Genomic DNA, 19946 nt, shown 5'->3' with positions numbered 1-19946 from the left:
TTGGCAGTCTGCCGTTAGCTGAAAGATAAGGCGGGGTGCGGATTACGGTTCCTGTGCCGTTCGACAAAGTGAGCGCACTTGCTCGCGAATATTCTGTTCTTGCGTTTCCGAAGAGAGAATTACCAGATAATCTCCTGGCATAATTCTTGTTTTGCCGCTGGGAATCAGCTCCTTTGTTCCGCGCCGAAGACCCACAATCAAAAGCCCCTGCGGCCATTGAACCTCTTTTACCGTGTGGTTTGCAGCAGTGCTGCCGTACTCCACCGGGAATTCAATCAGGCCGCCCTGCTCAGGCTGGGGCAGCGAGTTGTCGCTCTTTTCCATCAGGCGGTTCAGCAGTGCGTCGTAGATTGGCTCGATTTTCAGCATATCGGAAACAAGCAGGGCGAGGAATGCACATGCCGCCACAGGCAGCAAATGCACCAGTGAACCGGACATTTCCGCCGTGAGCAGAATGCTGGTGACGGGCGCCTTAACGGAAGCCGCCAGCGCGCCGGCCATGGCGCAAACGGCAAAATCAGAAACATACTGCGTCGGCAGCCCTGCCGAAGAAGCTACGTAGCCCACAATACTGCCGGAGAGTGCCCCTACCGTCAGGATGGGAAAAAAGATGCCGCCTGGTACACCGCTGCCAAAGCTGGCACCGGTAAACAGCAGCTTTACGATCAGGTAAACAAGCAACATGCCAATGCCAAGCTGTGTGCTTTCCGAAAGGCGGATCAAATTCCGCCCGCCGCCCAATGTCAGAGGCAGAAACAGTCCGCAGGGCAATGCGATCAGCAGCGCGATGCACGGGCGCATCGGTGCGGGAAGCTTGGCGTACAGCTTTTGAAAATCCAGCAGAGTGCGGTTGAGCAGCGAGCCAATCAGACCCGAAATAAATCCAAGCGGCAAAAGCCACCCGTAATAGGAGATGGGCAGCACGGGCACATCCGTAAAATCAAGAACAGGCTTTAACCCAAAAAAATATTTAGAAATAAAATCAGCCGTAAGAGAGGCGGCAGTCGCAGAAATCAAGATCAGCGGGGAAAAGCTGCGGTGGATTTCCTCGAGTGCGAATACCATGCCCGAAAGAGGGGCGTTAAATGCTGCGGAAAGTCCCGCTGCCGCACCGCCTGTGATGAGGTAATCGTCTTCCAAGGTGCCGTGGCGGCCACAGCGTTCCGCGGCGGCTTGGCCTGCGGCTGCGCCAATCTGAATCGACGGGCCCTCACGCCCCAGTGACAGGCCAAAATAGGAACACAAAATTCCGCCGATAAACCGCACGAGCAAAATAGATTTCCATTTCATTTTTAAACCGAACAGCACAATGCCCTTTACCTGCGGAATGCCGCTGCCCGAGGCCATCGGCTCACGCCCCACCAGCCAGTTGAGCAGAAATCCGGCCCCTAAAATCAAGACCAACCATGGCAGCAGAAGAAGGGGATGCGCTTTCAGCCAGGCGTATATTTCTACGGAGGTATCTACTCCATGCTCAATGCCCATTCGATACAATACGGAGAGAAGGCCGGCCAGCAAACCCACGGCGACTCCCTTTAGGGTTAGGCTCCATTTGAGCTGGTTCATTCCGGAGAGAATGCGATATATTCTGGTTTTTGCTTTTTTCACGTATGATAGCTCCTGTTCAAAGAAATACGACCCTTTTGGCCGCGATTTTGATTATAGCACTTTGCATAGCCGTGTTCAAACCACACAGCATGGCGCGAAGGAAACCCCCTCCTTGTGAAGAGAAAATTTTGAATAAAAAATAAAATTGCTTTTTCGAGCGGATTAGAAATAATAAGTATTTTTTTACAAAAATGTAGGCCTGAAAAAGACGATTTGCAAAAGAATCACAAGTATTATTTAAAAAGTATTATAAATATTTATATAAAAATTTATATAAATCTAGATATAAAAACATTAAATATCGTTTATTTTTAAACAATTTGTTGTTGATATTAATAAAATAATAAAATTTTATTCGTTAAAATTATATAAATTAATTTTGAAATATGAAAATAACCAAAAATTCGATTGTAAAATTTTAAATGGTGTGTATAATGGTGAGCAACAGGGAAGAAATGAGGGATTCCGTTGAAGGGAACTATAAAATTGATTAGTGATATGACCGGTTTTTCTCCGGCAACCGTTTCAAATGCTCTGAACCATAAACGCGGAGTCAGCAAGCAAACGGTGGAACGTGTTTTGCAGGTGGCGGAGGAAATCGGTTACTCCGTCAAACCCAGAATATCCAAAATCAAGTTTGTTATTTATAAAAAGAACGGCCTCATCATCAACGACAGCCCGTTTTTTCCGGCGGTGATTGAGGGTGTGGAGCGCCAGGCGAAAAACCTGCAGTTTGAGACAATGTTTTGCAATATCGACAGCAGCAGCCCCGACTGCGCGGAGCAGGTACATAATATTTTAGAGGATACCAGCGCGGCGGTGATCTTGCTTGGCACGGAGCTGATGGAACAGGATTTTCAGCTATTCCGAAACCCCAAGTGCCACCTGATTCTGCTCGACGGCTGGAGCGATACCATCACGTTCGACAGTGTTTTGATCAGCAACACCGATTCCGCCTGCCATGCAGTGGAATACCTGATTGAAAAAGGGCACAAGAAAATCGGCTATTTGCGCGGGCGGTTCCGCATTAAGGCGTTTTCCTACCGGGGAATCGGCTACCGGCGCGGACTCAGTAAGGCCGGCCTGCCGATTGAGCCTCAGTATACCATTACGCTTGGCACCACCACGGATTCTGCCTACCGCGATATGGTGGACCATCTCGAAAAAAACCGTGAGCTGCCCACGGCGTTTTTTGCCGACAACGATGTGATTGCCCTTGGTGCGATGCGCGCTTTACAGGAAAAGGGCTACCGTGTGCCGGAGGATGTTTCGATTATTGGATTCGACAATATTCCGTACTGCGAGATTTCGAGTCCCCGGCTGAGTACCATTCACGTATTCAAGCAGGAGATGGGCGAAATTGCGGTGCGGCGGCTGAATGATCATATTCGGCAGGAGAGCAAGGTCAAAACAAAAATACAGGTCTGCACCGAGTTTGTCGAGCGCGAGAGCGTTCGGGACCTGAATGCGAACTAAAAACAGGGAGGGTTTTTCCATGGAGAAAATCAAGCTGGGATTCGCGCCCACCAGAAGAAGCATTTTCAGTGCGCCGGACGCGCTCAAATACAGGAACCTGACGGCAGACCGGCTGCGAGAGCTGGGCGTGGATTTCGTGGATATTACAGATGTTAACGACGAGGGCCTGCTGTTTGACGACGAGGACATGAAGAGAATCGCGGAGAAGTTCAGAGCCGAGAAAATTGACGGGCTATTTTTGCCCCACTGTAATTTTGGTACGGAATATGTGTGCGGAAGGCTTGCCAAGGAGCTGAACGTTCCCGTACTTCTGTGGGGCCCGCTCGACGAACGCCCCGAGCCGAACGGCGTGCGCTTGCGCGACACCCAATGCGGTCTGTTTGCCACAGGCAAGGTGCTGCGGCGCTTTCAAGTTCCCTTTACCTACATGACAAACTGTCGGCTCAGTGACCCCGTGTTCGAGCGCGGCCTGCGCGATTTTATGGCGGTGTGCAATACAGTGAAAACGTTCCGACATATTCGCATTTTGCAAATTTCAACCCGCCCGTTCGATTTTTGGACCACCATGTGCAATGAGGGCGAGCTGCTGGAACGCTTCAACATTCAGCTGTCTCCCATCCCGATGCCGGAGCTAACGCAGGAAATGCGCCTGGCCAAGGAGCAAACTCCCGACGAGGTGGCGCAGGTGCTCGATTACATACGCGAAAACATGGATGTTCGCATTTCGGAGGAAGCGCTTCAAAATGTTGCGGCTCTCAAGGTTGCAATGAAGCATCTGGTGAAAAAATACGGCTGCAACGCGGTGGCGATTCAGTGCTGGAACGCTTTGCAGCAGGAAATTGGGATTATGCCCTGCGCGGCAAATGCGCTGATGAACGACGAGGGAATCCCGGTTGTGTGTGAAACAGATATTCACGGCGCGATTACCGCCCTCTTGGTGGAAGCTGCCGGGATGGGCGAAACCCGCTCGTTCTTTGCGGACTGGACAGTGCGCCACCCCGACATTGAAAACGGCGAGCTGCTGCAGCACTGCGGCCCGTGGCCGGTTTCGGTCGCACAGCAGAAGCCGGTTTTGGGTTACCCACTTGCATTTAAGCACCCGGGCAGCCTGACCGCCGAGGCAAAGCACGGCGAGCTGACTCTGTGCCGGTTCGACGGCGACAACGGCGAATACTCCATGCTGCTAGGCAACGCGAAAGGCGTAGACGGCCCGAACTGCATGGGAACCTACCTTTGGATCGAAGTGGAAAACATTAAGCGCCTGGAAGAAAAAATCGTCTGCGGCCCGTATATTCATCACTGTGTAGGCATCCACAAGGATGTGGTGCCGGTTTTGTACGAGGCCTGCAAATACATTCATGTAAAGCCCGATTTTTACGATCCCATTGAGGAGCAGGTGCGCGCTTATCTCAGGGGGGAATGAAAATGGTGAATTTACAGGAAAAGGCATGGCAGATCCGCGAGGACATCGTGACGCTGATCCACAAGGCCGGGAGCGGCCACATTGGCGGCGACATGAGCGTGGCCGACATTCTGGTGACGCTGTACTACAAGCACATGAACTGTTCGCCCGAAAACCAAAACGACCCGAACCGCGACCGCTTCATTTTGAGCAAGGGCCATTGCGTGGAGGCGCTGTACTGCATTCTGGCAGATAAGGGTTACTTCCCGAAATCGGACCTCGACAACTATTCGGGCTATCTTTCGAAATACATCGGTCACCCCAGCGATAAGGTGAACGGCGTCGAGATCGGCTCCGGCTCTTTGGGGCATGGCCTGCCGTACAGCATCGGCATGGCGTTGGCCGGTAAAATGGATGGTGCGCCGTACCGGGTTTACACCGTGATGGGTGACGGCGAGCTGGCCGAAGGCTCCGTGTGGGAGGGCGCGATGGCGGCGGCCCACTACAAGCTCGACAACCTGACCGCCTTTATCGACCGTAACCGGCTGCAAATTTCGGGCTCAACAGAAATGGTGATGGCGCAGGACAGCCAGGAGGAGCGCTGGCGTGCGTTTGGCTGGCATGTAATTTCCGTAAACGGCAACAGCACTAAAGAGCTGGATTTCGCCGTGCAGGAGGCAAAACAGATCAAAGGCAGACCCACCATGATTATTGCGAACACCACAAAGGGTTGCGGTGTGTCGTTTATGGAGAATCAAGCGTCCTGGCACCACAAGTCCCTGGACGATGAGCATTATGAAATCGCGATGCGCGAGCTGGAGCAAAGGAGGGCGGCGGCACATGAACAAGATTGCAAATAAGCAGGTAATCTGCGAGGTGCTGCTGCAGAAATCAGAGCAGGACAAAGACATTGTTGTTCTGTGCAGTGATTCCCGTGGCTCCGGCTCCATGACACCTTTTGCCGAGCAGCGCCCACAGCAGTTTGTAGAGACCGGTATCGCCGAGCAGAATCTGGTTACGATCAGCGCGGGGCTGGCCAAATGCGGTAAAAAGTCGTTTGCGGTGTCCCCGGCGTGCTTTCTCTCCACCCGCAGCATGGAGCAGGCCAAGGTGGACGTGGCATATAACCACGCGAATGTGAAGCTGATCGGCATTTCCGGCGGAGTCAGCTACGGTGCGCTGGGCCTGACGCATCATTCCACGAACGACATCGCGACGATGGCCTCAATTGTGAATATGCGGGTGTATCTGCCGAGCGACCGCCTGCAGACCGAATGCCTGATTCATGCGCTTCTCAAAGACGAGGAGCCCGCATATATCCGGGTAGGCCGAAACGCCGTGGAGGATGTTTACGAGGAAGGAAATGTTCCCTTCGAGATGAACCGCGCGACATTGCTGCGCGACGGTACGGATGTGACGATCATCGCGTGCGGCGAGATGGTTTCTGCTGCGAAGCAGGCTGGTGAACTTTTGGAGCAGAAGGGCGTATCCGCCCGCGTACTCGATATGTACTGTTTAAAACCCATGGATCGGGAGGCGGTAATAAAAGCCACACGCGAAACAAAGGGGATTATTACGATTGAAGAACACACCGCATATGGGGGGCTTGGTTCGATGGTCAGCCAGATCGTCTGTGCGGAGCATCCCACACGGGTAAAGAGCCTTACTCTGCCGGATGAACCGGTAATCACGGGAAAATCCCAGCAGGTATTTGATTATTACGGCCTGAATGCCGAGGGCATTGTAAAGGCTGCGATGGAGTTGATCTGACGATGCGGCAAACCTATTTGCTTGCAATAGACCAAAGCACTCAGGGGACCAAGGGGATGCTGTTCGACTGTGAAGGGCGGCTGATTTCCCGCTGTGACCGCTCCCACGCGCAGCTGATTGACAACAAGGGCTGGGTGGAGCACGACCCGGAGGAAATCTACCGCAACACCGTTGCCGTGGTGCGCGACGTGGTGGAGAAAGCCGGGATCGACAAAAATCAGGTTGCGGCGGTTGGTATCAGTAATCAGCGCGAAACTGCCGTGGTATGGGACCGGGAATCCGGTAAACCGGTTTACAATGCCATTGTGTGGCAGTGCGCGCGCGGGGAACAGATTTGCGAAGAAATTCGCGCGGCAGGCTATGCGGAGCGGGTTCGCGAGAGCACGGGGCTCCCGCTTTCGCCGTACTTTTCAGCGGCGAAGATTGCCTGGGTGTTCCGGAATGTAGACGGCGTGGAGGAACGCGCCAGAGCCGGGGGCATCTGCTGCGGCACGGTAGACAGTTGGCTTTTGTACCGCCTGACCGGTGGGAAAACCTATGCCACTGATTACTCCAATGCGTCGCGTACTCAGCTGTTTAATATTCGCGCCCTTTCGTGGGACCCGGAGCTCTGTATGCTGTTCGGCATCCCGATGGACTGCATGGCACAGGTGCGAGGCTCTGACGAATGGTACGGGGATACGGATTTCGAGGGCTTTTTCGATCATTCCATTCCCATTCTTGCGGTGCTGGGTGATTCGCACGGCGCGCTGTTCGGGCAGGACTGCCGGGAGCCGGGCTTGGTAAAGGCCACCTACGGCACAGGTTCCTCTGTGATGCTCAACACGGGCGACGATCTCATCGTGAGCCAAAACGGGCTGGTCACTTCGCTTGCGTGGTGTATGCACGGCAAGGTGCAGTATGTGCTGGAGGGCAACATCAATTACACGGGTTCGGTGATTGGCTGGCTGAAGAACGATCTCGGACTGGTGCAAACGGTGCAGCAGGCTCATGAGCTGGCCGCCGCCGCGAATCCGCTCGATAAAACCTATTTTGTTCCGGCGTTCACAGGGCTGGGCGCGCCGTATTGGGACAGTGCCGCAACAGGACTATTTACGGGAATTACCCGTTTGACTGGCCGGGCCGAGCTGGTGAAAGCCGGCGTGGACTGTATCGCTTATCAGGTGGCGGATATTGTCAGTCTGATGCGCGAGGAGTCGGGTCTTGCTATCCGCGAGCTGCGGGTAGACGGCGGGCCCACGGAAAGCAGCTACCTGATGCAGCGCCAGAGCGATATTCTGGGGATTCCGGTCTGTGTGCCCCAGTGGCAGGAGCTTTCAGGGATGGGCGCGGCCTATGCCGCCGGAATTTCGGCCGGAATTTACGATCAGGGCATAATTTTCTCCTGTATGGAACGAACAGCCTATGAGCGCAAAATGCCGCCCGGGCAAAGCGAAGAGCTGTACCGGGGCTGGAAGCATGCCGTACAAACGGCACTGAATCACGGATAGAAGACCGGCGGGAAATTTGGGGTCCTGTGGTCTCTATTGGGGCGGGCCGGAAAAGAAATACGGCAGGCTCCAAATATATTACAAAATTGGGAGGAAACAAAATGAAGCACACAAAGAAACTGACAGCAGGTCTTTTGGCCATCGCAATGGCAGCGAGTATGGCGGGCTGCGGGGGCGGAACCACCGCTACAACCAGCTCTGCGGCACCGGCCGCCAGCACACCGGAAGCCGCCTCTTCCACAGCTGCGGCAGCAAAGCCTCTTACCGGCGGCGGTTCGAAAATCATGTACATCATCACTCCCTCGCACTCGAACCCCTTCTTTAAGACAGAAGCAGAGGCTGCTTCCGCCAAGGCAAAAGAGCTGGGCTATGAGGTGAAGGTCGTTTCTCATGATGACGACGCGACCAAGCAGGCCGAGCTGTTTGACAACGCCATCGCCGATAAAGCCGCCGCGATCGTCTGCGACAATGCCGGCGCTGACGCAACTGTTGCGGCAGTGAAAAAGGCTCGCGACAACAACATCCCCACGTTCCTGATTGACCGCGAAATCAACGAATCTGGCGTGGCAATTTCCCAGATCGTAGCGAACAACTACCAGGGCGCGAAGGCAATTGCTGAAAAGTTTGTGGAAGCGATGGGTGAGAAGGGCGAATATGCCGAGCTGCTCGGAAAAGAGTCCGACACCAACGCGGGCGTTCGTTCTGCCGCGTTCCATGAGATCATCGACCAGTACCCCAACATGAAGATGGTTGCCCAGCAGACCGCGAACTGGGAGCAGACTGAGGCTTACCAGAAGGTAGAGACTATCCTGCAGTCCAACCCCAAGATTAAGGGTATCGTTTGCGGCAATGACACTATGGCAGTCGGTGCGGCTGCGGCTATCAAGGCGGCGGGCCTGAAAGACATCGCCATTGTTGGCGTTGACGGTTCCGATGAAGCGGCTGAACAGATCAAAGCGGGCGCCATGGTCGGCACAGCGCTGCAGCAGGCTGCTCTTATCGCTCAGATGGGCGCGGAGCAGGCAGACCAGTACCTGAAGAACGGCACCACCGGCAAAGATGAGAAACAGCTGGTAGACTGCATCGCCATTACCAAGGACAACGTAGCCAAAGTGAAGAACTTCGTATACTCTGGCTGATAGAGTCGATACATTTTAAAACCGCCCGTATTTTTCCCGGTCCAAAGCGTGGGAAAACAAAAGACTCTATTTGATAAAGCTTTTTAAAGTGGTGTTGCGATTAAAAACCAAACTGGGCAAAAAACATAAGATTTGATTGGTGAGGATAAGGGCAGGGTAAAAGTGAAGGGCTCTCCCTTATCCTCATTCCTTTTTAAACAACGTGTAACTTGGAAAACAGAGCCTGAACAGGCTTTCAGCGATATTTCAGAAATGGGGAGTGCAAGTTGAAAAAACGATTAGCCGCGCTGCTTTTGGTTCTGGCGTTCGCAGCATCCTCCTTGACCGGCTGCGTAAAAGTGGTAAAAATCGGGGAAGAAGGTAAGCTGACGGGAGAAGTCGCCTTTAACGCGGACAGCGATGTGGAAAGCATCTGGCAGTCTAAGGCGGTGCCGGAGCTGACGGAAAAAGCGGTGGACCTGAACACGTTTCTGACGGATTCGAAAGGGGATCTGAAAACCCTCGCGGAAAAATACGGAAAATATTCCATGGGCTCCTCCGGTGAGCTGAACTATGTGGTGAAGGGAACCGCCGAGGTTGTAAAGGTAGACCAGTCGAAAAAAGCCGGGGTGATGGATGTAAAACTGCAGGGCTACAACGGCCCCGAAACCGTTCAGCTTCAAATCGGCTCGGTGTTTAAGGGCTCAGCCGTGCGAGATTCCCTGAACTTTATTAAGTATGAGGATTATAAGAATCAGGTGCAGTGGGCAAACGTATCTCAGAGTATTCACGCAGTGATTCAGAAGCAGGTCATTGACCCGCTAAACGTGACATCTTTGAGCGGAAAAACCGTTGAGTTTGTCGGGTGCTTTACGGTAGACGGCAACGACAAGCTGCTCATCACCCCAGTGCAGATGACAGTGAAATAGGGGGATTGCAGCATGGATAACAATGAAATCTGTCTGAGAGCGGAGCATATCTGTAAAATCTACCCCGGTACTAAGGCACTGGATGATGTTTCTTTCAACGTACTGAAAGGCAAGGTAAATGTGCTGATCGGTGAAAACGGTGCGGGAAAATCCACGCTGATGAAGATTGTTGCGGGGATTGAGCAGCCCAGCTCCGGTAAGCTGTACCTGGATGGGCAGGAGGTTTCCTTCCGGAACACCACCGAGGCCCGCGCGCACGGAATCGGCATCATCCATCAGGAGCTGAGCCTGTTCCCCAACCTGAATATTTACCAGAATGTATTTATGTCGCGTGAAAAAACAAAAAATCACATTCGGCTCGATAACGCCCAACACGCGGCACTCACCGAAAAAGTACTGCAGCGTCTGGAGCATCCCATCCCCCCGGAAACGCTGGTGGGCAACCTGCGCGTAGGGCAGCAGCAGATTATTGAAATTGCCCGCAACCTGATTCAAGACGACCTGAAAATTTTGATTATGGATGAGCCCACTTCGTCGCTTTCGGCGCAGGAGGTGCAGATTCTGTTCAAGATTATGCGCGAGCTGACAGCCGAGGGAATTTCGATTGTGTACATATCACACCGTCTGGAAGAAATTCTGCAAATCGGCGACCATGTTACCATTCTGCGCGACGGCAAGTACGTTGCGGACGAAGAAGTCGCAAACATCAATGTTCCGTGGATTGTAAAGCGGATGGTCGGCGAGGAAAAAGGCTACGCTCACCGGGAGCGGGGTGTGGATTGGAGTGAGGCCCCCACTGTGCTTGAGGTGCGTGACATCACCCTGCCGAAAAGCGGCGGTGGCTATTTGCTCGACCATGTCAGCTTTCAGGTCAGGCGTGGAGAAATCCTTGGAATCTATGGGCTGCTGGGAGCGGGACGTACCGAGCTGTTTGAGTGCATTATGGGTCTGCGCCCTGAGCATACCGGCCAGGTGCTGCTCGACGGCGAGGAAATCAAGATTGACAGCGTGGCCGGGCAAATCCATCGCGGCTTCGCGCTTGTGCCGGAGGACCGCCAGCGCGAGGGCCTGGTGCAGACGATGAACATCGCAAAAAATATTTCTCTTTCCAACCTGAAGGCCTGTACAAAAGGAATTTTTCTGGATAAAAAGAAAGAGAACGAACAGGTGGAGCGGCAGATTAAGGAGATTCACATTAAGGTTGCGGATAAGCGGCTGCCCATTTTATCGCTGTCGGGAGGCAACCAGCAAAAGGTTGTTATTGGCAAGGGCATCCTGACGGACCCCAAAATACTGCTGATGGATGAGCCCAGCCGAGGAATCGATGTTGGTGCCAAGGCAGAAGTGTTCGATATCATCAATCAGTACGCGGAGCAGGGACTGACCATCCTCGTGATTTCTTCGGAACTAAAAGAGATACTGGCAATTGCAGACCGGATTGTGGTGCTTTCCAACGGGAAGAAAACGGCGGAGCTGGCCGGGGATGAAATTACGGAAGATAACCTTGTGATGGCGTCCTACCAGGGGCATCATCTGCAGGCATCGGGAACATAAAGGGGAGAATGCTGGTATGAAAAAGAATCAATCCAACCATGGGCTTGCCATGACGCTGCTGAAGGGCCGAACCTTCATCGTGCTAATTGTTCTGCTGATTTTCTTCAGCTTTGCGGCGCCTAACTTCTTTTCGCAGAATACGATGCTTCTGATTGCGAAGCACGTGGCCTTGTACGGTATTTTGGCCATCGGCATGACCTACGTCATTATCACGGGCGGCATCGATCTTTCGGTTGGCGCGGTGGTCGGTCTGGCCGGTATGGTGGCCGGCGGTTTGATTAACAAGGGCCTGACCTTGCCGATGTTCGGCGTTACGCTGTATTTTGACGTGCCGCTGATCGTGCTGATTACCATCGTGGTCGGCGCTCTGGTCGGCTGGTTGAACGGCATCGTGATCACACGGTTCAACGTGGCCCCGTTTATCGCCACCCTGGGCATGATGTATGTGGCGCGCGGCCTGGCGATGCTGCACTCGAACGGAGCCACCTACTCGAATATCGTCGGCAAGCCGGCGCTCGGCAACACTGGCTACGATTTCTTCGGCAGCAGCGTTCTGGGCATCCCGGTCGGCGCGATCATACTGGTCATTATTGCGGTTATCACCGCAATCCTATTAAAATTCACGCCCTTCGGCTGGCATGTGTTTGCCATTGGCGGCAACGAAAAGGCCGCGAAGCTTTCGGGCATCAAGGTTAATCAAGTCAAAATTATGGTGTATATTTTGTCGGGTGTCTGCGCGGCGATTGTCGGCATTATCAATTCCGCGCAGCTGGTGGCCGCTCACCCCGCCTCCGGCGAGTCGTGGGAAATGAACGCCATTGCGGCGGCGGTTTTGGGCGGAACTTCTATGGCCGGTGGCATCGGTACCATTGGCGGCACCATTGTGGGTGCGTTTGTCATCGGTGTCATCAACGATGGCATGGTCATGTGCGGTGTTTCGGAGTTCTGGCAGATGGTCATTAAGGGCCTTGTCATCGTGTTCGCGGTTGTGATCGACCAGTTCCAGAGAAATCTGCAGGCAAAAATGGCGCTTCAGGCGCGCAATGAAGATAAAGAGGCAGTGGCTTCCAATTCGGGAGGGAATTTAGCATGAAAAAATTTGGAATTCTCAATGCGCAGCTGGCGGGTTATATTGCCGGGTTGGGACATAAGGAGCGTTTTTTGATCGGCGACGCGGGAATGCCGGTTCCCAAGGGGATTCCGGTTGTTGATCTGGTACTTTGCGGCGGGATTCCCAGCTTCCGGCAGGTGGTGGATGCTGTTCTGAATGAAACGGTAATAGAATGCTACACCTTTGCCAAAGAGGCCGAGGGAAAAAACCCCGAGATGGTGGCATATGTGCGCGGTAAGCTCGAGGGCATTCCCGGGCAGACGATTCCCCACGACGAACTGAAAAAACAGACGGAGACCGTGAAGTTTGCCATCCGCACCGGCGAGTTTACGCCGTATTCCAATTTGATTTTACAGGCGGGAGTGGCGTTCCCTGATTAAAAGGAGCCTTTCTATGAAGATACTGAATTTCGGTTCTCTGAATTACGATTATGTTTATTCTGTCGATCATATCCTGCTTCCGGGAGAAACCTCTGCCGCGTGGCGGATGGAAACCTTTGTGGGAGGCAAAGGGCTGAATCAGTCGGTAGCGCTGGCTCGTGCAGGAGCTGAGGTGTGGCATGCCGGGCAGGTAGGCGAGGAAGGCGAGGAGCTGCTTCACCTGTGCCGAGAAAACGGCGTGCATACCGAATACATTCGCAGGGTACCGGGTAAGAGCGGCCACACGGTAATTCAGGTGGACAAAAAGGGCCAGAATAACATTCTGCTGTTTGGGGGAGCCAATCGCAGCATTCCGGAGGACTATGCCGACGAGGTGCTGGCTGCGTTCGGCGAGGGCGACCTTCTTCTGCTGCAGAACGAGATCAACGGCATCCCCCGTTTGATTGACCGCGCATATGCGCGCGGTATGCGTATTGTTTTGAACCCCTCTCCCTATGATGAGGTGATCGGCGAGTGCGATCTTTCCAAGGTTTCCGTTCTGCTGATCAATGAAATCGAGGGTTGGCAGATTAGCGGGCAGCGAGAGCCTGACGCGATTCTGGATGATCTGGTGAAAACACACCCTGAGCTGGCGGTGGTGCTGACACTGGGCAGCCAGGGGGTTGTATACCGGCACAAAGACGAACACTTCTCGCACGGAGTCTATTCCGTGCCGGTGGTGGATACCACCGCGGCGGGCGATACCTTTACCGGCTATTTTCTGGCTGCAATCACCCGCGGCGGGAGTGTGCCGCAGGCTTTGGAACTGGCCTCAAAGGCTTCTTCCATCGCCGTAACCCGGCGCGGCGCTGCGCCGTCGATCCCCTTACTGCGGGAAGTGCAAAGTTACGCGTTCTAATCACTTTTTATTGTGATCTCATATTCCTCCTGAACGGCCCAAAGCATGCTGGATGCGATGGGCCGTTATTTTTTATAGTATTATTTTTTTCCGCCAAAGGCGGGGGGAGAAATCATTGACACGATTTACTGGTTTATTGAAGATGAATAGATGGATATTTTTCACATAAATAGAAAAAGTTTCCTCTCTGCTACTATAATAATAAAAAAGGAGGGGAAAAAGATGAAATTTGGTCGAAAAAGCCCGACTCTGGTCGTGCTGGCGGTGATCGCCGCCCTGTTGTTTGCGGCAATTGGCTCACGATCTATTTTTGCGGGTTCCTCTGCCGCCGCGGTATCGCTCCAGTTTCCCTCGGGTTTTTCGAACCCGGAGAGGGTGGAGCTGCTGCCGGCCGGGGATGATCGCTTTTTGCTCTGCGGAACGCAGGAGAACCGTTCGTTCGTCCTGCTTTTAGACGAAAACGGACAGGTAATCGATCAGGCCGTCGTTTCAGCTTACATGGCCTACCCCTTGTACCGAACGGGTGATCTTTCTCTGGTTTGTCCTTATCAGGGCAGTGGCGAGGATGAATTTGGTGTGGGCGTGTATACCTATACGGTTCATCAAAATGAGCTGGATTCACGTACCTTTATTGATCTGCCGCAGATTTATGTGGAGGAACGCAACGATTTTGATATGGATTCCGCCGGGCGGTACTATGCGATCCATACTCCAATGAAGGAAACAATGCTGCTGTTTGATTCTTCCGGTTGGATGCTGAATAGCATTCCCTCGTCGCACGGCGGCTTTTCCTCGCTCGCGGTGTCGCCCGATCATGTACTCTACATGCTATATTCCAGCGAAAGCAAGCTGGGGATAAAAGTGCTGCCCGATTCCATTCGGGAAGAAACACAGCTGGGGGAACCCTCGCTCCTTGACAGTGAAATTCCACAGCGCGGCTTCCGATTCTTAAGTGCTGGGATTTTGATTGATGGGGCTGGCGCTTTGTACAATGTGCAGCCCGATACGCATCTTTTGAGCCGCTCGGTAGAAACCGAGGGCAGCACGGACTGTGCCGCCGCGCTTTATTCCGGTCGGGTACTTGTCAAAACGGAAGAGTCTCGCGCGGCCGTGTTTGAAAACGGAGAGCGTACTGGAACCTATGGCTTCGATGGAGAACTGATTTCTCTGGCCGCGGACGGAGATCGGGCGCTCGCGGTGGTGCGCGGCGAAGACAGCTGGTATTTTGTACCGGTAACGGATGATCTGTTGGAAAATCCAGATGATTCTTCACGGGAAGAAAGCAGCGGGGAAACATCCTCCCAAACGGGAGAATCTTCGTCCTCCGCCTCCTCTCAGCCGGAGGATTCCTCCGGCTCGGGCCAGGCGACAGAGATTTTCAGCCTTAGCGACACCGTTCGAATTGACCGCGCAGTGCAAAAAATGTATCTTCCTGCGAATACTACCTATGCGGCACTCAAAAATATGCTGAGAGTGCAGAACGGAACGCTAGAGGTGCAAAAACCGAACGGAGTGCCTCTTGTGAGCGGCTATGTAATGACGGGAGCGGTTTTTCTCGCCAAGAATGAGAGCGGAGAGGTGATAGACGGCCTTACGGCCATTGTGCCCGGCGACCTGAGCGGTACGGGGCGCTTGACGCAGACCGACAGTAAGCTTCTGTACCGTGTTCTGAACGGCACGGCGGAGCTGGAGGAAGCGTCGTTCTCCGCGGCTGATCTGGACGGCGACGGACATCTGACGACTGCGGATCTGCTGATCCTGAAAAAAGAATTAAAGAAATCCCCTTGACTTTTGCTTTATTTCAGATAAAAATATAAGAATCAGCTTAAGAACGGGATTGGTTTTGTTCCTCGCTTTTCGTGGGGGACAAAACCGTCATTTTTCGCTAAGCAGGTGAATGGACAGGAAATAAAAAAATAATATCAATATTCAGGAGATCAGCAGTATGTCATTTATTGAAACAAAGGACTTATTTGATTTGACGCATACGCTGGCGGCTCCGTTTCTGCGGGACTGTCAGTATCCCTGGCAGGCGTTTTCCCAGATTAGCGGATGGATTCGTGAGCTGGGCGCGTCTCTTTCGGCGGAAGAATACGAACAGCGCGGAGAAGAGGTTTGGGTTTCGCGCAGCGCCAGGGTAGCCCCCACGGCTTACATTGCAGGCCCCGCGATTATCGGACCTGGCACCGAGGTGCGCCACTGCGCGTTTATTCGGGGCAGCGCTCTGGTGGGCGCGGACTGTGTGGTAGGCAACTCCACGGAGCTGAAAAACGTTATTCTGTTTGACCATGTGCAGGTTCCGCACTACAATTACGTGGGCGATTCGATTCTGGGCTATTGTTCCCATATGGGAGCCGGTTCCATTACGTCTAATGTCAAGTCCGACAAAACATTGGTTACAGTTCGCAGTAAGGAAGGCGCGCTCGAAACGGGGCTGAAAAAATTTGGTGCCGTTTTGGGAGATTCGGTAGAGGTTGGATGCAATTCGGTTCTGAATCCCGGCACGGTTGTGGGGTCCGGCTGCACGGTGTATCCGCTTTCTATGGTGCGCGGAGTGATACCGCCGAACAGCATTTACAAATGTGCCGGCGAAATTGCAGAAAAGAAATAGAGGTGTTTTAGTATGGAACGGCAAAAAAGAGTAGCGGCAATCCACGATATTTCAGGATTTGGAAAATGTTCCCTGACCGTGGCGCTGCCGATTATTTCAGCGGCTGGAATTGAAACCAGCGTGATGCCCACAGCGGTGCTTTCTACCCATACGGGTGGATTTACCGGTTTTACGTACCGGGATTTGACGGAGGACCTTTCCCCGTTTGCTGCGCACTGGAAGAGCCTTGGCCTGCAGTTCGACGCGCTGTACAGCGGCTTTTTGGGCTCCTTTGAGCAGATTGCGATTGTAGAGGACATTTTCCGCCAGTTCCGGACAGAGGATAACCTGATTATGGTTGACCCTGTGATGGCGGATAATGGGGAGCTGTATTCTATTTACACGCCCGAGATGGCTAAGGGGATGGCGCGCCTGTGCAAAAGCGCGGATTTGATCGTTCCGAACCTGACCGAGGCCGCTTTCCTTTTGGAGAGAGAGTACAAGGAAGGCCCCTATGAAAAGCAGGAGATCGAAGAGCTGTTGAAGGCTCTGGCAGCACTCGGCCCGAAGAAGGTGGTTCTGACCGGAGTTTGGTTCGATGAGAGCCAGCTTGGCTCCGCCGGGTACGACAGGACTACCGGCGAGATCAGCTACGCGTTTTCGGAGCGGATTGAGGGATCTTACCACGGTACAGGTGATGTATACGGCAGTGCGCTCCTGGCTGGGCTGCTGCGCGGCTTTGATCTGCAAAAATCCATGCAGCTGGCGGTCGATTTCACCTGCGGGGCGATCCGCAGAACCAAAGCGGCGGGAACGGACATCCGCTTCGGTGTGAATTTTGAAATGGAGATTCCCGCGTTCCTGAAAAACCTTGGCTTAGTGAAATAAAGGACGATGGTTCTTTATCAGAGAAGCGCCCCTGTGCATGGCACAGGGGCGCTTCTCTTTTCGGGATAAATAGAATTAGGTTAGAACCTAGGTGTAAGTAATAGAAAATGAGGATGAGTTAGCCAGGAAGTATAATGATATTATCTGAGGGAGCGAAAGCTCCGGTAGAATTTGATTGTGGGAAGGCAGCCTTCATTAGCTGCGTCGCTTTTTCCAGATTTTCCTGGAATGCCTTTGCTTGCGTTTCTTTTCTCAAATCACTTGTCCGAATATTAAGGGAGGGAGCCAGTTCGGCCAATTTTTTGGTATTGCTTTGAAACGTTTCCTCCTGTGGAATCCGGTTATCTGTTTTGAGCCTGTTTCCAAGCTGCTCCAAATAATCTGATTCTGCGGAAGTATAGGTGTTCAAAGACTGTTTGATTTCTGGTGAAATCAGCTGATTTTCCAGTGCAGACTGATTGGAGTAAATGTTTTGCAGAAAATAGCCGGTGCGGGAAGAGGTGCCGCCCCGCAGATACCCGAGCAGGTAGTCGGTGGATTTTTTGGAATTCGCATCAGTTGCCATTTCTGCAATGTTTTGTAAAGTATTACATTGATCGAACCAGCCGCGGGAAAAGGTGTTGTACAGTGCCGCAGATAACTGCATCTCTGCCGTGCTTTTTTTTGAAAACGAAAAAGCAGAGTCGGCAGGAGCACAACTGCCAAATAAGAAAAGAATCGCTGCAAGGCATAAAATAATAAATTTCGAAAAGGAACGGCTTTCCTTTTTACGACCTAGTAAATGCACTGTAAATCACCTGTAGTTCATTCAGATTCCTGATCAAAGGGTATGATTGGTTTTTCGGTTTGCTTATTTAAAAGAAAGCACTTGGAATCGTTGTAAAATATTTCTAGCACGGCGTGTCAATCAGAAGAGGTACCCAGTTTTTAAGAATCAGCAGGAATCACTGTCAGTAATACTGACGTTCTCAACTGTGCCGTTACGATAAATATTTGCGTTGACTTCCAACTCGTATGAATGCCCGCTCGCAACATAGTACGATTTGTCAAACAATAATTCATCGCCGGAAACGGTTTTCGTCCATGTTTTCACCGTTTTGGTTCCGTTGTCGGTTACCTGTTTCAATAAAATAGTAGCCTTAATTTTGGTCGCTCCGGATTTTGCCTCGATAATAGCAGAGCAATCCGCGCGATTGCCGGTAAAATTCAAGGTCGAACTCACTCGATCTGTGTTAGACCACATGATAATATATGGGGAATTTACCTTTGGAACATCCAGCCTTTCTGCTGCAAAAGCAGGGACGCTTAATGCAGCCATCATAGAAAAAGTTAATACTGAAGCAACAATTTTTTTGTTCATACCTATTCTCCTTTTCTTTTTAAAAATTGTTTCTGTTAATATAACGTTTTAGACCCCTGTTTTGTTACATGATTTTCCAAAAAAAATTATTTTTTTATACTTTCAGCAATTTTTGTCAATTCTTCTGGCGAGATTTCAGAGCTTAACAGAAAACTGTAGGTTTTGTCTTCCCAAGCCAGATAGGAGGTTCCTCCGGAAGTCTTGGCAACCAAAAGAATGGCTTTTTTTCCGTGTATTTCGATTTCTTTGCGAGTTGTGTGTTCTGAATCTAATGCGACACTTCCCTCTGCGGATAATGGTGTCAACTCGAAATAAATGGAGATTCCTTGAGTATTCTGGTATTCCGTTCTGTTTTTTAATCCTATTTTAGCTGTCTCTGTCTCTGCAAAGCCTTCTGGTAAATACTGCGGCTTGATAGTCGAGCTGCCGGGTTCCTCTGGTTCACTGGAGGAAACTGCGCCATCCTGATATTTAATCTTAACATGGTCAGATTCCCAATTCATCACAGCATTAAAAATCGCATTCCGGGAGGCTTCTACGCTGAGCAGGCTTACCATAGTAACCGGGATGAGGATTGCGACGATCACCGCCACTTTTTTGGCCGCCTTCTGAATACGCCGCCATTTTAAACGACGATTGGCTTCCCGAATCATGTTCTCTATTTTTATTCGGGTTGGCTGCGATAGCTCATATTGTTCCGTCAATTCTTTTGCCGTAGGAAGCTGCTGGCATTCTTTTTGAAAGTTTTCCGTTACTGCGGTTTGAAGCATGACCTCAAAAATTTGATCTTTCATTTCATTTTTGTTCATGATTTTCTCCCCTCTCTGTTAGCTTTTGTAGAAGGGCAGTTTTGGCCCGGTGGAGACGCACCCGTGCACTTTCTTGTGAAATATTTAGCAATTCGGCTATTTCACGATCGGAGTAATCGTAAATATATTTCAGCTTTAAAACGCTGCCCGATGTTTCACTTAACTCGGAAATCTCTCTTACAATAGTCTGGTAACTTTCTTCCGACGCGAGCTTTTCATAAGGAAGATCTTCCATATTGTGGGACCATTTTGCCTCATCCAATGCAATTACACTGTATCGATTCTCTAATCGAAGCATGTCGCAACAAATATTTCTTACTAATATAACGATTAAACCCTTCGTTTTGTTACAGTCTTTGAAAGAAAATTTTTGCAGGTTATCAATAATCTTAAGAAAAGTGAGAGAAACCGCGTCTTCCGCCTTTTCCTGATCATTTAAAATCCCTTTGGCTATGTACAGCATCAAACGATGGTAGTTGTGATATAAGGACTCTATTGTGCTTCGGTCTTCCTCGCTTTGAATTATCATGCCGCAAAGCAGCATTGGTCATCACCTCTCTCGT

At 51.7% G+C, this 19946-nt stretch carries 19 protein-coding genes; 14 read left to right on the top strand and 5 right to left on the bottom strand.

The annotated features are described in order from the left end of the window. Window positions 1–42: 42 nt before the first annotated feature. Entirely contained in the window at window positions 43–1608 is a 1566-nt protein-coding gene (locus QOS46_RS09685) for a ClC family H(+)/Cl(-) exchange transporter (RefSeq protein ID WP_283609271.1), read from the bottom strand. A 486-nt stretch (window positions 1609–2094) separates the two neighbouring features. Here QOS46_RS09685 and QOS46_RS09680 point away from each other — a divergent pair, with 486 nt between their 5' ends. The 14 genes from QOS46_RS09680 to QOS46_RS09615 all read left to right on the top strand — a co-directional run bounded on the left by QOS46_RS09680 (window position 2095) and on the right by QOS46_RS09615 (window position 17214). Continuing rightward, window positions 2095–3084 (top strand): LacI family DNA-binding transcriptional regulator, encoded by a 990-nt coding sequence (locus QOS46_RS09680; RefSeq protein WP_333782974.1) that lies wholly within the window; start codon window positions 2095–2097, stop codon window positions 3082–3084. A 19-nt stretch (window positions 3085–3103) separates the two neighbouring features. Beyond that, window positions 3104–4507, top strand: coding sequence for an L-fucose/L-arabinose isomerase family protein (locus QOS46_RS09675; protein ID WP_283609267.1), 1404 nt, complete (start codon window positions 3104–3106; stop codon window positions 4505–4507). A gap of 2 nt (window positions 4508–4509) precedes the next feature. Then, on the top strand, window positions 4510–5346 hold the full coding sequence (locus tag QOS46_RS09670; protein ID WP_283609265.1) for a transketolase: 837 nt from the start codon (window positions 4510–4512) through the stop codon (window positions 5344–5346). Next, on the top strand, window positions 5327–6256 hold the full coding sequence (locus QOS46_RS09665; protein WP_283609263.1) for a transketolase family protein: 930 nt from the start codon (window positions 5327–5329) through the stop codon (window positions 6254–6256). Before QOS46_RS09670 ends, QOS46_RS09665 begins: the two co-directional genes overlap by 20 nt. Window positions 6257–6258: 2 nt before the next feature. Further along, entirely contained in the window at window positions 6259–7746 is a 1488-nt protein-coding gene (locus tag QOS46_RS09660; protein WP_283609261.1) for an FGGY-family carbohydrate kinase, read from the top strand. A 101-nt stretch (window positions 7747–7847) separates the two neighbouring features. Continuing rightward, window positions 7848–8885 (top strand): D-ribose ABC transporter substrate-binding protein, encoded by a 1038-nt coding sequence (locus QOS46_RS09655; RefSeq protein ID WP_283609259.1) that lies wholly within the window; start codon window positions 7848–7850, stop codon window positions 8883–8885. Window positions 8886–9151: 266 nt separating this feature from the next. Then, window positions 9152–9793 carry a DUF2291 domain-containing protein gene (locus QOS46_RS09650; RefSeq protein WP_283609257.1) on the top strand — a complete coding sequence of 214 codons (642 nt, stop codon included), beginning with the start codon at window positions 9152–9154 and terminating at the stop codon, window positions 9791–9793. 12 nt (window positions 9794–9805) lie between these two features. Next, the gene (locus QOS46_RS09645; RefSeq protein WP_283609254.1) at window positions 9806–11347 is read left to right on the top strand and encodes a sugar ABC transporter ATP-binding protein; all 1542 of its coding nucleotides are present in this window, start codon (window positions 9806–9808) and stop codon (window positions 11345–11347) included. Window positions 11348–11363: 16 nt separating this feature from the next. Then, a complete protein-coding gene (locus tag QOS46_RS09640; RefSeq protein ID WP_283609252.1) occupies window positions 11364–12440 on the top strand; it encodes an ABC transporter permease in 1077 nt (358 codons plus the stop codon). Next, a complete protein-coding gene (gene rbsD, locus QOS46_RS09635; RefSeq protein ID WP_283609250.1) occupies window positions 12437–12838 on the top strand; it encodes a D-ribose pyranase in 402 nt (133 codons plus the stop codon). The genes QOS46_RS09640 and rbsD overlap by 4 nt, the downstream gene beginning before the upstream one ends. Window positions 12839–12851: 13 nt before the next feature. Further along, window positions 12852–13736, top strand: a complete 885-nt coding sequence (locus QOS46_RS09630; protein ID WP_283609248.1) for a ribokinase — start codon at window positions 12852–12854, stop codon at window positions 13734–13736. A 222-nt stretch (window positions 13737–13958) separates the two neighbouring features. Beyond that, entirely contained in the window at window positions 13959–15524 is a 1566-nt protein-coding gene (locus tag QOS46_RS09625) for a dockerin type I repeat-containing protein (RefSeq protein WP_283609247.1), read from the top strand. A gap of 157 nt (window positions 15525–15681) precedes the next feature. Next, window positions 15682–16347, top strand: a complete 666-nt coding sequence (locus QOS46_RS09620) for an acyltransferase (protein WP_283609245.1) — start codon at window positions 15682–15684, stop codon at window positions 16345–16347. Window positions 16348–16359: 12 nt separating this feature from the next. Continuing rightward, window positions 16360–17214, top strand: a complete 855-nt coding sequence (locus QOS46_RS09615; protein WP_283609242.1) for a pyridoxamine kinase — start codon at window positions 16360–16362, stop codon at window positions 17212–17214. A gap of 118 nt (window positions 17215–17332) precedes the next feature. Here QOS46_RS09615 and QOS46_RS09610 read toward each other — a convergent pair whose 3' ends face one another. The 4 genes from QOS46_RS09610 to QOS46_RS09595 all read right to left on the bottom strand — a co-directional run bounded on the left by QOS46_RS09610 (window position 17333) and on the right by QOS46_RS09595 (window position 19927). Further along, window positions 17333–17860 (bottom strand): hypothetical protein, encoded by a 528-nt coding sequence (locus QOS46_RS09610; protein WP_283609241.1) that lies wholly within the window; start codon window positions 17858–17860, stop codon window positions 17333–17335. A 288-nt stretch (window positions 17861–18148) separates the two neighbouring features. Then, the gene (locus QOS46_RS09605) at window positions 18149–18574 is read right to left on the bottom strand and encodes a hypothetical protein (RefSeq protein WP_283609239.1); all 426 of its coding nucleotides are present in this window, start codon (window positions 18572–18574) and stop codon (window positions 18149–18151) included. A gap of 86 nt (window positions 18575–18660) precedes the next feature. Then, window positions 18661–19383 (bottom strand): DUF4367 domain-containing protein, encoded by a 723-nt coding sequence (locus QOS46_RS09600; protein WP_283609238.1) that lies wholly within the window; start codon window positions 19381–19383, stop codon window positions 18661–18663. Then, on the bottom strand, window positions 19370–19927 hold the full coding sequence (locus QOS46_RS09595) for an RNA polymerase sigma factor (protein ID WP_283609237.1): 558 nt from the start codon (window positions 19925–19927) through the stop codon (window positions 19370–19372). The genes QOS46_RS09600 and QOS46_RS09595 overlap by 14 nt, the downstream gene beginning before the upstream one ends. Window positions 19928–19946: the final 19 nt, after the last annotated feature.

Source organism: Faecalispora anaeroviscerum, from assembly GCF_947568225.1.
Lineage (GTDB): Bacteria > Bacillota > Clostridia > Oscillospirales > Acutalibacteraceae > Faecalispora > Faecalispora anaeroviscerum.
The sequence above is the reverse complement of the archived record's forward strand: the minus strand, read 5'-3'. Positions and strand labels throughout refer to the sequence as shown.

Coding starts and splice junctions, on each gene's coding strand:
- QOS46_RS09610 (WP_283609241.1), bottom strand. CDS start 17,860: ATGCAGTTATCTGCGGCACTGTACAACACCTTTTCCCGCGGCTGGTTC.
- QOS46_RS09665 (WP_283609263.1), top strand. CDS start 5,327: ATGAACAAGATTGCAAATAAGCAGGTAATCTGCGAGGTGCTGCTGCAG.
- QOS46_RS09640 (WP_283609252.1), top strand. CDS start 11,364: ATGAAAAAGAATCAATCCAACCATGGGCTTGCCATGACGCTGCTGAAG.
- QOS46_RS09660 (WP_283609261.1), top strand. CDS start 6,259: ATGCGGCAAACCTATTTGCTTGCAATAGACCAAAGCACTCAGGGGACC.
- QOS46_RS09605 (WP_283609239.1), bottom strand. CDS start 18,574: ATGAACAAAAAAATTGTTGCTTCAGTATTAACTTTTTCTATGATGGCT.
- QOS46_RS09600 (WP_283609238.1), bottom strand. CDS start 19,383: ATGAACAAAAATGAAATGAAAGATCAAATTTTTGAGGTCATGCTTCAA.
- QOS46_RS09675 (WP_283609267.1), top strand. CDS start 3,104: ATGGAGAAAATCAAGCTGGGATTCGCGCCCACCAGAAGAAGCATTTTC.
- QOS46_RS09645 (WP_283609254.1), top strand. CDS start 9,806: ATGGATAACAATGAAATCTGTCTGAGAGCGGAGCATATCTGTAAAATC.
- QOS46_RS09670 (WP_283609265.1), top strand. CDS start 4,510: ATGGTGAATTTACAGGAAAAGGCATGGCAGATCCGCGAGGACATCGTG.
- rbsD (WP_283609250.1), top strand. CDS start 12,437: ATGAAAAAATTTGGAATTCTCAATGCGCAGCTGGCGGGTTATATTGCC.
- QOS46_RS09615 (WP_283609242.1), top strand. CDS start 16,360: ATGGAACGGCAAAAAAGAGTAGCGGCAATCCACGATATTTCAGGATTT.
- QOS46_RS09630 (WP_283609248.1), top strand. CDS start 12,852: ATGAAGATACTGAATTTCGGTTCTCTGAATTACGATTATGTTTATTCT.
- QOS46_RS09655 (WP_283609259.1), top strand. CDS start 7,848: ATGAAGCACACAAAGAAACTGACAGCAGGTCTTTTGGCCATCGCAATG.
- QOS46_RS09625 (WP_283609247.1), top strand. CDS start 13,959: ATGAAATTTGGTCGAAAAAGCCCGACTCTGGTCGTGCTGGCGGTGATC.
- QOS46_RS09595 (WP_283609237.1), bottom strand. CDS start 19,927: ATGCTGCTTTGCGGCATGATAATTCAAAGCGAGGAAGACCGAAGCACA.
- QOS46_RS09620 (WP_283609245.1), top strand. CDS start 15,682: ATGTCATTTATTGAAACAAAGGACTTATTTGATTTGACGCATACGCTG.